The 12,224-nt window shown below is 62.7% G+C and carries 20 protein-coding genes; 18 read left to right on the top strand and 2 right to left on the bottom strand.

Going from position 1 to position 12,224, the window contains the following annotated elements; genetic code table 11:
* Nucleotides 1–5: 5 nt before the first annotated feature.
* From K5H97_RS14990 to K5H97_RS14910, 17 genes are read left to right on the top strand one after another with little or no spacing between them, the layout of a single operon-like run.
* Nucleotides 6–395, top strand: a complete 390-nt coding sequence (locus tag K5H97_RS14990) for a putative holin (RefSeq protein ID WP_051555722.1) — start codon at nt 6–8, stop codon at nt 393–395.
* On the top strand, nt 392–694 hold the full coding sequence (locus tag K5H97_RS14985; RefSeq protein ID WP_023379912.1) for a phage holin family protein: 303 nt from the start codon (nt 392–394) through the stop codon (nt 692–694). The genes K5H97_RS14990 and K5H97_RS14985 overlap by 4 nt, the downstream gene beginning before the upstream one ends.
* Before the next feature lie 47 nt (nt 695–741).
* A complete protein-coding gene (locus tag K5H97_RS14980) occupies nt 742–1,350 on the top strand; it encodes a putative metallopeptidase (RefSeq protein ID WP_028691916.1) in 609 nt (202 codons plus the stop codon).
* A 31-nt stretch (nt 1,351–1,381) separates the two neighbouring features.
* Nucleotides 1,382–1,843 (top strand): DUF2280 domain-containing protein, encoded by a 462-nt coding sequence (locus K5H97_RS14975; protein WP_028691917.1) that lies wholly within the window; start codon nt 1,382–1,384, stop codon nt 1,841–1,843.
* A complete protein-coding gene (locus K5H97_RS14970) occupies nt 1,830–3,128 on the top strand; it encodes a terminase large subunit domain-containing protein (RefSeq protein ID WP_028691918.1) in 1,299 nt (432 codons plus the stop codon). Before K5H97_RS14975 ends, K5H97_RS14970 begins: the two co-directional genes overlap by 14 nt.
* A gap of 2 nt (nt 3,129–3,130) precedes the next feature.
* Nucleotides 3,131–4,537 (top strand): DUF4055 domain-containing protein, encoded by a 1,407-nt coding sequence (locus K5H97_RS14965; RefSeq protein ID WP_036986367.1) that lies wholly within the window; start codon nt 3,131–3,133, stop codon nt 4,535–4,537.
* Nucleotides 4,537–5,613, top strand: a complete 1,077-nt coding sequence (locus tag K5H97_RS14960) for a hypothetical protein (RefSeq protein WP_036986369.1) — start codon at nt 4,537–4,539, stop codon at nt 5,611–5,613. The genes K5H97_RS14965 and K5H97_RS14960 overlap by 1 nt, the downstream gene beginning before the upstream one ends.
* On the top strand, nt 5,588–6,511 hold the full coding sequence (locus K5H97_RS14955) for a DUF6651 domain-containing protein (RefSeq protein WP_261401118.1): 924 nt from the start codon (nt 5,588–5,590) through the stop codon (nt 6,509–6,511). The genes K5H97_RS14960 and K5H97_RS14955 overlap by 26 nt, the downstream gene beginning before the upstream one ends.
* 9 nt (nt 6,512–6,520) lie before the next feature.
* Entirely contained in the window at nt 6,521–7,489 is a 969-nt protein-coding gene (locus K5H97_RS14950; RefSeq protein WP_222577989.1) for a major capsid protein, read from the top strand.
* Nucleotides 7,490–7,531: 42 nt separating this feature from the next.
* Complete coding sequence (locus K5H97_RS14945; protein WP_028692265.1) at nt 7,532–7,828, top strand: hypothetical protein; 297 nt, start codon at nt 7,532–7,534, stop codon at nt 7,826–7,828.
* Nucleotides 7,828–8,196 carry a hypothetical protein gene (locus tag K5H97_RS14940; protein WP_028692264.1) on the top strand — a complete coding sequence of 123 codons (369 nt, stop codon included), beginning with the start codon at nt 7,828–7,830 and terminating at the stop codon, nt 8,194–8,196. Before K5H97_RS14945 ends, K5H97_RS14940 begins: the two co-directional genes overlap by 1 nt.
* A gap of 1 nt (nt 8,197) precedes the next feature.
* Nucleotides 8,198–8,584, top strand: a complete 387-nt coding sequence (locus tag K5H97_RS14935; protein ID WP_028692263.1) for a hypothetical protein — start codon at nt 8,198–8,200, stop codon at nt 8,582–8,584.
* 20 nt (nt 8,585–8,604) lie between these two features.
* Entirely contained in the window at nt 8,605–9,258 is a 654-nt protein-coding gene (locus K5H97_RS14930) for a hypothetical protein (protein WP_248691163.1), read from the top strand.
* Nucleotides 9,255–9,683 (top strand): phage tail terminator-like protein, encoded by a 429-nt coding sequence (locus K5H97_RS14925; RefSeq protein ID WP_222577988.1) that lies wholly within the window; start codon nt 9,255–9,257, stop codon nt 9,681–9,683. The genes K5H97_RS14930 and K5H97_RS14925 overlap by 4 nt, the downstream gene beginning before the upstream one ends.
* 36 nt (nt 9,684–9,719) lie before the next feature.
* Nucleotides 9,720–10,373: a phage tail protein gene (locus K5H97_RS14920; RefSeq protein WP_094011945.1), complete on the top strand. Its 654-nt coding sequence runs from the start codon at nt 9,720–9,722 to the stop codon at nt 10,371–10,373.
* Between the two features lie 9 nt (nt 10,374–10,382).
* On the top strand, nt 10,383–10,766 hold the full coding sequence (locus K5H97_RS14915; protein WP_222577987.1) for a phage tail assembly chaperone: 384 nt from the start codon (nt 10,383–10,385) through the stop codon (nt 10,764–10,766).
* The gene (locus K5H97_RS14910) at nt 10,694–11,080 is read left to right on the top strand and encodes a DUF1799 domain-containing protein (protein WP_390898244.1); all 387 of its coding nucleotides are present in this window, start codon (nt 10,694–10,696) and stop codon (nt 11,078–11,080) included. Before K5H97_RS14915 ends, K5H97_RS14910 begins: the two co-directional genes overlap by 73 nt.
* A gap of 134 nt (nt 11,081–11,214) precedes the next feature.
* Here K5H97_RS14910 and K5H97_RS14905 read toward each other — a convergent pair whose 3' ends face one another.
* A complete protein-coding gene (locus K5H97_RS14905) occupies nt 11,215–11,478 on the bottom strand; it encodes a hypothetical protein (RefSeq protein WP_028688995.1) in 264 nt (87 codons plus the stop codon).
* Nucleotides 11,479–11,678: 200 nt separating this feature from the next.
* Here K5H97_RS14905 and K5H97_RS14900 point away from each other — a divergent pair, with 200 nt between their 5' ends.
* Nucleotides 11,679–11,960: a DUF4236 domain-containing protein gene (locus tag K5H97_RS14900; protein ID WP_028688994.1), complete on the top strand. Its 282-nt coding sequence runs from the start codon at nt 11,679–11,681 to the stop codon at nt 11,958–11,960.
* Between the two features lie 41 nt (nt 11,961–12,001).
* Here the strand turns inward: K5H97_RS14900 and K5H97_RS14895 are convergent, their stop codons facing one another.
* On the bottom strand, nt 12,002–12,196 hold the full coding sequence (locus K5H97_RS14895; RefSeq protein ID WP_028688993.1) for a hypothetical protein: 195 nt from the start codon (nt 12,194–12,196) through the stop codon (nt 12,002–12,004).
* Nucleotides 12,197–12,224 lie beyond the last annotated feature (28 nt).

Here is a 12,224-nt window from a genome sequence, read left to right as displayed (position 1 = left end):
TGAACATGGCCGATGCCGCTACCCCAGCAGCTTGTGCGGTTGTAGGGGCTGGAGGTATCGCCCTTGCCAGCTGCCTGCCAACGATTGACCTGAATGCCGTTGTCTGCGCCTTCGGGAGCTCGCTGCTCTTTGTCCTCTGGGCCAAGGACTTGACCCTATGGCAGCGCCTGGGTTACCTCCTGGTCGGCTGGATCGGCGGGTACTACGGCTCTGCCGAGATCCTGGCCCAGGCCTGGACGAAGACCAGCGGTATCGCGGCATTCGGCTGCGGCCTCGTGACGGTCCTGGTGAGTATCAGCGTTCTGGAGTCGTTCAACACCGGCAAACTGCCGAAGTGGGTAACCGAGCTGCCAGCAGCGATTGGCAGCCTGTTCCCCAAGCGAGGGGGCCAATGACCCTAGACCAAACCATCACCCTGGCTCATGCCGGGTTCTGCGGCGGGATCTGCTTCGTCATCGCGTTCATGTACCGGCGGGGCGGCTCGAGCTACAAGTTCTTGCCCAGCCTGTGCGCCTTCTGCCTGGCCTCCCTGTTTGGCCAGGAGTGGCTGAGCATCATCGGCGCGATCCTGCTGTATGGGCAGTGGCCGGTCACATCCGTGCCCAGCACGCTGATCTTCGGGATCCTGTTCATCCTGGCGCTGCGCTCGAAGGGCAACGTGGCCAGGTTGTTCGATCAGTCGCGGCGGCGGTAAGCGCGCCACAAAACAGAGGTGCGCCTTTTCGTGGCGCGGGAGTGAGCATGAGCAGACCGATGCCGCCGGCTGAGCTGCTTGAATCGCCATTCCTGATCCTCGCGCCGGCTCCAGAAGTGTGGGAGTGGATACAGGCGGAGATCCTCTCCGCTACTGGCAGCATCCACAACGAAGAGCATGCTCACCTCATCGACGCCAACATCGGCGTGCTTTGGGCTTCCTCCTCGTTCAGCAAGAAGGGTCGCAGCGTTCTTGGCCAGGCCGAGCAACTGATGATCCGTGCCGGGGGATGGCAGAAGGCTCGCCAGGAGCAGCAGATGCGCGCTTGGTTTGGAGGGGAGCCTGAGTTCCTCATCACGCTGGCGGGTGACTACTGCGCCCAGTGCAGCGAGGCCGAGTTCTGCTCGCTGGTCGAACACGAGCTGTATCACATCGGGCACAAGCTCGATAAGTACGGCTCCCCAGCGTTCGGCGATGACGGCATGCCCAAGCTCGAGATGCGTGGCCATGACGTCGAAGAGTTCGTCGGAGTGGTGAGGCGCTACGGTGCAAGCCACGACGTACAGCAGCTGATAGACGCTGCAAGCCGGCCGCCTGAGGTGGCCAAGATCAACATTTCGAGGGCCTGCGGAACCTGTCTACTGAGGTCGGCCTGATTCCAGACAGGCCCTAGACGGATGACACCATATGGCAGCCCTGACAAATGAGGTGAAGGGCTTCATCGTTCAGGCCCTTGCGTGCTTCGACACACCAACCCAGGTAGTGGAGGCCGTCAAGAGTGAATTCGGCCAGGTGGTGACCCGCCAGCAGGTGGAAAGTCACGACCCAACCAAGGCCTGTAGCAAGGGCTTGGCCAAGCGTTGGGTAATCATGTTTGAAGACACCCGCAAGCGTTTCCGTGAGGAGACAGCAGAGATACCCATCGCCAACCGTGCCTTTCGCCTCCGCGCGCTGGGCAGGATGGCCGAGAAAGCCGAGTCGATGAAGAACATGGCCTTGACTGCCCAGTTGCTGGAGCAGGCGGCCAAAGAGGTCGGCGATGTCTACGTGAATCGGCAGACCAAGACAGACGTACCGCAGGACAACCAGGTGCCGACCAGCATCCGGGTCGAGGTAGTGAACGCGAGGAAGCCAGATGCCGACGCTTAACGTCCCGCAGGCGCGCTTCCTCCAGATGGAGCACAAGTTCCGCGGCTTCGTGGCAGGGTTCGGCTCTGGCAAGACCTGGGTGGGATGCGCAGGCATCTGTAAGCATGTATGGGAATGGCCAAGGATCAACTCCGGCTACTTCGCACCGACCTACCCGCAGATCCGCGACATCTTCTTCCCGACCATCGAGGAGGTCGCCTTCGACTGGGGCCTAAAGGTCAAGACGAAGGAGAGCGACAAGGAGGTCGAGTTCTACAGCGGCGGTCAGTACCGCAGCACGACCATCTGCCGCTCGATGGAGAAGCCACAGACCATCGTGGGTTTCAAGATCGGGCACGCCCTGGTCGATGAACTCGACGTTTTGCCCGCGCTGAAGGCTGAGCACGCCTGGCGCAAGATTATTGCCCGGATGCGTTACAACGTGCCCGGACTGAAGAACGGCGTAGACGTGACCACGACCCCCGAGGGGTTCAAGTTCGTCTACCAGCAGTTCGTGAAGCAGCTGCGCGAGAAGCCAGCGATGCAGGGCATGTACGGCCTGGTGCAGGCCAGCACGTTCGACAACGAGCTGAACCTGCCGCCCGACTACATCCCGTCGCTGATGGAGTCGTATCCAGCCCAGCTGATCCTGGCCTACCTAAACGGCCAGTTCGTCAACCTGAACTCCGGGTCGATCTACCATGCCTACGACCGGAAGCTGAATTCCTGCTTCGACACCGTAGAGCCTGGAGAGCCCCTATTCATCGGCATGGACTTCAACGTCGGCAAGATGGCGGCGATCGTCCATGTCAAAAGGCCTGACGGAAAGCCCAGGGCCGTGGATGAGCTGATCGACGGCTTCGATACCCCGGACATGATCCGGCGCATCAAGGAGCGCTACTGGCGGCACAACGGCAGGGACTACGAGAAGACCTGCGAGATCCGGATCTACCCCGACGCCTCGGGCGGCTCCCGCAAGTCGGTGAACGCCAGCGAGACGGACATCGCCATCCTGCGCCAGGCCGGGTTCAGCGTTATCGCCCCAGACGCCAACCCTCCGGTGAAGGACCGCATCAACGCCATGAACGCGATGTTTTGCAACGCGAATGGCGAGCGGCGTTACCTGATCAACCCGCTGCGCTGCCCGACCTATGCGGACGGCCTGGAGCAGCAGGTATGGGCTGCCAACGGTGAGCCAGACAAGAAATCTGGCGTGGACCATGCGAACGACGCGGGTGGCTACTTCATCCACCACGACTACCCAATTGAACGACCGGTCTTCACGACCCAATCCCTGAGAATGTGACCATGAGCGATAACCCGAGCATCACGCTGCCCGCTGTCGACGCGATGCGCGCCTACTGGGCCGTGATCTCGCCACTCATGGGCGGAACCATGGCGATGCGGGCGGCGGGGAAGGTCCTGCTGCCGCAGTACCCAGCCGAAGACGACGAGGCCTACAAAGAGCGCCTGCGCCTCTCGACCCTGCTGCCGGCGTACTCCGAGACCGTGGGCAACATGACCTCCCGCGTGTTCGCCGAGCCGCTGCAGGTGGGTGACGATGTGCCAGAGGCCATTGTCGAGATGACCAAGGACATCGACCACGCCGGCAATGACCTCAACTCCTGGTCGGTCGGGTTCTTCACCGAGGGGTTGAGCCATGGCCTGTGCCATGCCTTCGTCGATCACCCGCCAGCGGGTGAGCTGAAGACCCAGGCAGACGAGCAGGCCGCTGGCGTGCGCCCCTATGTGGTGATGGTGAGGCCTGAGCAGGTACTGGGCTGGCGCTCCAAGGGCGGCGTGCTGACTATGGTCCGCTACATCGAGGTGGTCGAGGAGGAAGATGGCGAGTTCGGCGCGAAATGCGTCGAGCAGATTCGCGTGCTCGAACCTGGATCATGGCGAACCTATCGCAGGTCGGCCAAGGCCGTACGGGGCAAGCAGGCCACAGCTGGAGGTACCTGGGAGCAGTACGATGAGGGCACCAACAGCCTGACCGCTATCCCTTGGGTAACCTTCTACACCGGCCGTACCGGCTTCATGACTGCCAAGCCGCCGCTGATCGAGCTGGCACACCTGAACGTGAAGCACTGGCAGAGCCAGAGCGACCAGGACAACATCCTCCACGTCATCCGCGTGCCGATCCTGGTGCGCATCGGCATCCAGGCCCAGTACGACAACCAGGGGAAAGTGATCCCGCCAGAGTTCAAGGTTGGCACAGGCCAGCTTACCGATCTGCCGAAGGACGGTGACCTCAAATACGTCGAGCACACCGGCCAGGCCGTCGATGCTGGTCGCACCGCGCTGCAGGACCTGATCAACGAGATGCGCATGGCCGGGGCCAAGCTTCTGACGCCAGACAAAACGGCAACCAAGACCGCCACCCAGGCGGAGGAGGAGGCGGCGCAGGAACTGTCCCCGCTGGCACGTATGGCGCACCACTTCGCCGACTGCCTGGCGCAGCTGCTTCAGTTCATGGCCGATTATCGAAGCCTGGGCGAGGGCGGTACGGTTGAGATGCGTGGCAACTTCGATGTCGACTACATGCCTGAGGTGTCGCTGCCGACGCTGGTTTCCATGGCCAATGCCGGGATGATCAGCAAGGAGACGCTGTTCGCCGAGATGCAGCGGCGCGGTGTGATCAGTGACGAATACGAATGGGAAGAGGAGCTGGCGAAGATTGAGGCCCAGGGCCCGGCTCTCGGTACGCTGTGATGAAGACCGCCAACGAGAAGCTGCTGGACGAGCTGATCGGCCATGAAGTTGATCTCTCCAGGCTGAGCAACAGCCAGGTCGTGGCGATCATCAGGATCCTGAACAGTTCTGACCCTGAGCTGCGGGCAGCGCTCATTGCTGCCATCGACAGCCTGGATGCCGGCGCGTCCGTTGCAGCGATCGATGCCGCTCTGGCGCCCGTGCTGCGGATCAATCAATCGACGTTCTTTAGCCTTCAGCAGGCGCTCACAGGCGTCATCGACGGCGTGGCCAGTTACGAGATTGCCTTTCAGGCCACTGCGCTTACAGCGGCTGTTCCTGAGCTTGTGCAGGCGCGATTCCCGGTTGCCGTGGCACAGTTCAGTCAGGTACGCGCCATTGCGCTGGCAAGGCCCTTCCAGGGGCGGCTGCTCAGCGAGTGGATGGCCGGCATTGAGGCTGAACGTGCTGCGTCAATCCGCGATGCCGTGCGGTCTGGCGTGCTTGAAGGACGCACGACGCCGGAGATCGTCAGGCAGATCATGGGTACCAAGGCGGAGAAGTACGCTGATGGCATCCTGCAGAAGTCTCGCCGGGAGGTGGAGGCGGTTGTCCGGTCGGCAGTGTCCAGCACAGCAGAGACGGCCAGCGACAAGGCATTCGAGGCCAACAGCGACATCATCAGCCATGTTGAGTGGCTGAGCACGCTGGATAACCGGACATCGACGACCTGCAGAATCCGTGACCGCCTGCCGTACACGCTGGGCACGTACCGACCCATCGGGCACAAGGTGCCGTGGCTCGCCGGCCCTGGCCGAATCCACTTCTGCTGCCGCTCGACCAAACTGCCGATCCTCAAAAGCGCCCTAGCGCTGGGGATCAGCGACGCCGCGACCCGGGCAAGCATGGACGGGCAGGTGCCGCAGCAGACCACGTACGCTCAATGGCTTGCACGCCAGCCTGCCGCCCGCCAGGACGAAATCCTCGGCCCGGAGCGGGGGAAGCTGCTGCGCCAGGACAAGCTGAAGCTGCAGGACTTCTACAACGACAAGGGCAAGTTCCTGACGCTCGATGAGCTGCGGGATCGGCTGTTGTAGCCCGCGCCACAAAACACCAAAGCGCCATTTCGTGGCGCGCAATTGTAAAGCCTCGCCCAGTGCGGGGCTTTTTCATGCCTGCGGTTCGGATGGACGGGGCGACCTGGGGCCGGATGGCTCACCAACAGGCCGGATGGCCCAGAGAGACGAAATGAAACTCAAGACTGTTGAAGTGGATGGCAAGCAGTACGCAGTTATCGAAGATGGTAAGCCCGTCTACACCGATGACGACGGCAAGGACGTCGCCTTCGATGCGGTCGGCACTCGCAACACCATCACCCGGCTGAATGCCGAGGCGAAGTCGCACCGTGAACGCGCGGACAGCTTCGAAAAAACTGCGAAGGCGTTCGAAGGCATCGAAGATGCTGCGGCCGCCAAGAAAGCCCTGGAGATCGTCGCCAACCTCGACGCCAAGAAGCTGGTGGATGCCGGCGAGATCGAGAAGGTGAAGGGCGAAATCAGCAAGGCCTTCCAAACCCAGCTGGATGAAGCCAACGGCAAGGCGCAGACCTTCGAGCAGCAGCTGTATGCCGAGAAGATCGGCGGCAGCTTCGCGCGCTCCCAGTTCATCGCCGAGAAGATGGCTGTTCCCGCTGACATGGTCCAGGCCGCCTTCGGCAGCAACTTCAAGATCGAGGAAGGCAAGGTCGTCGCGTACGACGCCCAGGGCCAGAAGATCTTCAGCCGCGCTCGCCCGGGCGAACTGGCCGACTTCAACGAAGCGCTCGAAACCCTCGTCTCGCAGTACCCCCATCGCGACCACATCCTGAAGAGCTCCGGCGCCAATGGCGGCGGCGCGCCGAACGGCGGTGGCCAGCACAAAACCACGAAGGGCAACTTCGGTGGCACCAAGGCTGAACGTCTTGAGGCCATCAAGGGCCTGACCGCAAGCGAATAAGGAGGCCCAATGGCCCTTTCGAACATGAAGGTATTCAACGAATACCTCAAGCGCACCACCATCGAGACCCTGGCTCAGGATGTCGAGAAGTTCAACGCATCCTCGGCCGGTGCCATCCGCCTGACCACCCAGGGCATCGACGGCGACTTCCTGCAGGAATCGTTCTGGGCCGGACTGCACGGCGCCCAGCGTCGCGTCGACCGCTACGCTGCCAACGGCGCCCAGGCGTCCACCCCGCTGGCCCAGAAGCAGTACGACTCGGTGAAGATCGCCGGCGGCTTCGGCCCGATCCTGTGGGAGCCTTCCCAGCTCTCCTGGATCCAGAAGAACCCGGAAGAAGCGCTGGAAGTCATCAGCCGCAACCTGTCCGAAGCCATCATGGCGGATCAGCTGAACACCGCCATCTCGGCCCTGGCCGGCGCCATCGGCAACCAACCGAGCGCCACCAACGACGTTTCGGCGACTGCTGGCGTGACCTACGTCGCGATCAACAACGCCCACGCGCTGTTCGGTGACGCTTCCCAGCGCCTGGTGGCCCAGGTCATGACCGGTGCCATGTACCACAAGCTGGTCGGCCAGAACCTCGCCAACGCCGAGCGTCTGTTCCAGTTCTCCGGCGTGCAGGTGGTCGACATCCTCGGCAAAGCCGTGATCATCACCGACGCCCCTGCGCTGTACGAGGCCGGCACCCCGAACAAGCAGAAGGTGCTCAGCCTGGCCGACGGCGCCGCGGTGGTGATGGATGGCTCCGACCTGATCACCAACATCGAGACCTCCAACGGCAAGGAGCGTATCGAGACGACCATGCAGGCCGACTACGCCTTCGGCCTGGGCCTCAAGGGCTACACCTGGGACACCGCCAACGGCGGCAAGTCGCCGACCAACGCCGAGCTGTCCACCGGCACCAACTGGGACCTGGTGGCGAACAGCATCAAGGCCTCGGCCGGCGTGCTGACCATCGGTGACGCCACCAAGTAACCGGTACAGCGCCCTCCGGGGCGCCTTCCCCAGGAGATCGCCATGAGCGAGAAAGTTATTTACGAGAAGCACCCGGTCAGCCCTGAGCGTAAAGCCGAGCTGCGGCAGAAGGGGTACAAGATCATCGATGCCCGTTTCGCGCCCGATGACTACGAGCACCCGGAGCCGCTGAAGGAGGCCAAAGGCTCGAAGACTGGCAAGTCCGCTGCCGACAAGAAGGCTGCCGAAGAAGCCGAGCTGAAGGCAAAGCTGCAGGCCGCCCTGAACGAAAAGGGCGTGCAATTCAGCCCTGACGCCAGCCTGGAAGACCTCAAGAAGCTGCTGGACGAGGCCGCGTAATGACCATCTACATCACCGTCGAGCAGGTAGACGCCCTGCTTGGGCCGACCTGGGCGCCCGACGACCAGAAGGCCCGGGCGGTGCTGATGGCCAACACCTGGCTCACCAACCAGGGCCTGCCCGAGTTCGACACGGTTCCCGCCGATGTCGTGCAGGCGGGCGCGGAAGTGGCTGTGGAGGCGGCGGCAGGCAACCTGTACCAGGCGAAGGAAACCGGTGTGCTGAGCAAATCCGTGGATGCTGACGGTGTGTCGAGCAGCAAGACCTACTCGGCAACGTCCAAGGTCATAAGCGCGGGTGAGTCCTTCGCCTTGGCCCTGCTGGCGCGGTATCTGGGCACCGGCCAGATCAAGATCGTCAGGGGGTGACATGGGGCTTCGACGCGAGTTACAGGCCGAGCTGGCCCAGGCCTTCGATACGGACCTAGCCGACGCAGTGGCGGCGGTCGATGGCAGCCGGACTGTGCCTGGCACCTACGACCCTGAGAAGGGCGGCAGTACGCCGGCGACAACGCTGCACTACGCCGGTCGCGGTGTCTTCGGCCAGTACAAGGTCCGGGAGATCGACGGTACGCGCATCCTGGCGTCAGACCTACGCCTCAAGGCGCTGCAGAACGAGCTGTTCGTGAAGGATGGCGACGCGGTCACGGAAGTCCCTGCCATCCCCGCCATCGGTGACCGCATCAGCGGCTATCGAGTCATGGACGTAGGGCAAGACGCGGCCAAGGTCACCTGGACCATCCAGTTGAGGAAGTAAACATGGCCCGCGGCTCACACATGACCAGCCGCTACGGCGGCCTGGACGGCAGCTTTGCCGCGCAGCTGGAGCAGTTCGCAGAGGCCGCCAAGGAGGCGATGGACCTAACCTTCCGTGAGGTCGTGATCATGGTCGGCCGGAGACTGGTGACCATGTCGCCGGTCGGCAACCCGGATCTCTGGAAGGTGAACGTTGAGGCCCAGGGCAGCGCGGCTGAGCAGATCGCGGCTTACAACGCCAAGGCAGCGGCCATCAATGTCGGCATCACTGCCGACCAGGCCAACTACACCAAAAGCGGCAACCTGAAAGGCGGCCTGCGACTGCGCAAGCCGCTGACCAAGCGCGAGCAGCGTGAGAACTTCGGGCTCGGCGTTCGGAGGGCTGGCCAGGGCTACGTGGGCGGCCGCTTCCGCAGTAACTGGCAGCTTACCACCGGCGCTCCAGCCGCAGGCGAGATCGAGGACATCGAGAGCGCCGGCGAGAGGCTGGACAGGCTTCTCGTGGCTGCAGGTGATCTTTCCGCCGGCGAGGTCGCCTACATCGTCAACAACCTGCCGTATGCCATTCCTCTGGAGTACGGCCACAGCTCACAGGCGCCTAGCGGTATGGTGCGAGTCACTGTTGCCGACTTCCAGCGCATCGTTGAAGAAGCCATCAGGACCCACCGAGCATGAGCCACGCAAGAGCACGACAGGCCATCGAGATCAAGCTGATGACTTGGGCCGCGGCGCGCCCGATCCGGGTCGCGAACTTCGAGCAGGCTTTCGAGCCAGACCCCGACGAAACCTTCCTGCGCGCCTTTCTGCTCCCGGCCAGCACCACCTGTCGCTATCTGAACGGTGAGGCATACGAATACACAGGCGTTTACCAGGTCAGCATCGTTTCTCCGGCCGGACAGGCGCTGGCGACTGCCGAGGCCGTAATTGACGAGCTCAGTAGTGTCTTCCGTGTCGACAGCGAGCTGAGCCGCAACGGCTTCGAAGGCCTGGTCGTCGCGCCGGTAGAGCAGGGCCCCACCATCCCCGAGCCGTCGACTTACACAGTCCCGGCCAGCTTCACCTACCGCGGCATCGCGGACCAACCGCCCGCTGGGGCATAACACCGCCGCCCGGCGGGCTACCAAGAGGAAACACACATGGCCGCACGCATCCCGCTGCCGAACGGTTCTGTGCTGGAGATTGCCAGCACCCTGGGCACCGCTGTGCCTTTCACTGCCCTGACCAATGCCAAGCCGCCAGTGGCGAGCGCGGTAGGCCACAGCATCGATGCCGACGACATTCTGCTGATCAGCTCCGGCTGGGCCCTCATCAACGACCGCACAGCCAAGGCAGCCAACGTCACTACCGACGCATTCTCTCTGGCTGGTCTGGACACCACCAACACCGACCGGTACACCGCCGGCGCCGGCGTTGGCTCGGTTGTCCCTGTCTCGGGCTGGACGCAGATCTCGAAGGTGACCGGCTTCACCGTCTCCGGCGGCGAGCAGCAGTTCCTCACTGTCGGCTACCTCGAGAACGACGACGATCTGCAGTTCCCAACCAACCGCAACCCGATCAGCGTGTCGGTGACGGTCGAGGACCAGCCGACCGCGCTGTACGTGCCGGTCGTGGAGGGCTACGACGATTCCAAGGAGCTGACGGTGATCCGCCTGAAGTTGCCCGGCGGCGGTCAGATCCTGATGCCTGGCTACGTCAGTATCACCAGCACGCCGACCATGGAGCGGAACCAGCTGATGACCCGAACCATCTCGGTAGGCCTGTCTGGCCGACCGACCCGCTACAGCGCTTAAGGATCCGTCATGGCGAAGATCAAGATTGCCCAGAACCCGACGTTCACCGCGGTTGTGCATGTTCCGCGCATCGGCGGCGAGCCGGTGCCGGTTGAGTTCCAGTTCCGGTACATGGACCGGGTGACACTGGCCGGCATGTTCGACCGCTGGAACAAAGCGCGCGACACCTGGGCAGAAAAGGCCCAGAAGGATGGTGCGAGCTGGGAGGAAGTCACCGCTGGTGAAATCACCCTGCAGGCCGAGCAGCTGGGCGAGATCATCACCGGCTGGGATCTGGAGGACGAGTTCAGCCAGGAGGCAATCGTCGAACTCGTGCGCACCTGCACCGGCGCGCCGAAGGCGGTGACCGATGCCTACCAGGCGGCCTACAACCCGGCCCGCTTGGGAAACTGAGGGCGGCGGCTCGGGCGCTGTATGAGCGCGGCCCGTCCGCAGAGCAGCTGGCGGCCATTGGCCTGACCCTGGCGGACCTCCTCGAGGAAGAGGTGGAGGTTTGGCCAGACGCTTGGCAGGCCATCCGAGTATTCGAGGCATTGGGCACGCAGTGGCGCTTGGGGCAGGGCGGACCTTCGGGTCTGGACTACACAGCCATTCCCTCGGTCGCGTCGATGCTCGGAATCAAGCGCCGAGAACTCACCGAAATTTTCCCCGATCTCCGCATCATGGAGCACGAAGCTCTGGCCGTGATGGCTGAAGCGTCGGAGTAGGGCAACGACTGACGCGGCCAGGCCGCAGGAGAGGGATATGCAAAGAAAACGACGTAAGCCGGCGCGCAAAGAGAAAAGAGAGAAAAAGGTTGCGCGCCAGATTGATGCACATGAGGCGATGATAAGCAATATCGTCAAGACCGTTGCTTCATCGCCTCTCTAGTCTCCTTGGCAATAGCAGCAACTTGCTGGGCTGGTCCTTCGAAAACACGCTTCGTTTGAGGGTCTGTGAAGTTGTCGGGTGCTTTCACAGCCTCCATCGCCTTATCGATCAGGGCGTTGTCCTTGCCGGCTAGGATCTGTACGACCCGTGTCAGGGCCAAGAGCGCGGAAAGGGTGCCAAGTGCAAAAGGCGAACTCAGGCCTTCAAGTGGATCAAGCTTGCCATCATCACGCATAGTAACCTCCTAGGTCGTCGTGCCCCAGTCCATGGGCTTTCCGGCAACGGACCGGGGCGGTTCGTTGGGACGCACAACGCTACTACGCCCCGGCCATGGCCACGTACTGGCTTTCCGTCCAGGGTGGATGGGTGGACAGGGTGGCGGTTCCCGCAGCTTTCGGGGATGATGGCTCATTGCCTTCCTCAAGGAGTCGAGTCATGGCGTTGCGGTTCCGGAAAAGCTTCAAGGTCGCGCCAGGCGTGCGTATCAACCTTAGCAAGAGCGGTTTCAGTACTTCGGTTGGTGGCAAGGGTCTAACCGCCAATCTCAGCAAGCGCGGCACGCGGGTGACTGCCGGAATTCCTGGCTCGGGATTATCGGCGTCCAAGCTCTACAGCTCTGGCAAGAAAGGCGCCGTCCAGGCTGCGCCGACGCCAATGTGGGCGCATGTCGTGACCTGGCTGATTATCGCAGGAGTCCTCTGGTGGATTTTCAGCTGACTGTATAGCCCAGCCGTCGCGCTGGGTTTTTGCATTTGGGCTCACCCCTGGTCCCGGCGCTTCCATGCATAGTGCTCCCATAGCGCGCTGGTGTGAAAAGCCCGCATCAGGTGCATGCTCCGTAGTTCTTCGACCTGGGCTATGGCCTCGGCCCGATCCCGGGCGCGGATCGCATCCACAGCTTCCGCCCAGTGCTCCAGCGCCTCGGCAAATCTCCGCTTCTCATCGTCGGGCATCTTCGCACCCTTCATGTGAGTGGTTGGG

This window comes from Pseudomonas mosselii (assembly GCF_019823065.1).
Classification (GTDB): Bacteria; Pseudomonadota; Gammaproteobacteria; order Pseudomonadales; family Pseudomonadaceae; genus Aquipseudomonas; species Aquipseudomonas mosselii.
This window is presented reverse-complemented; position numbering and strand designations above follow the sequence as displayed.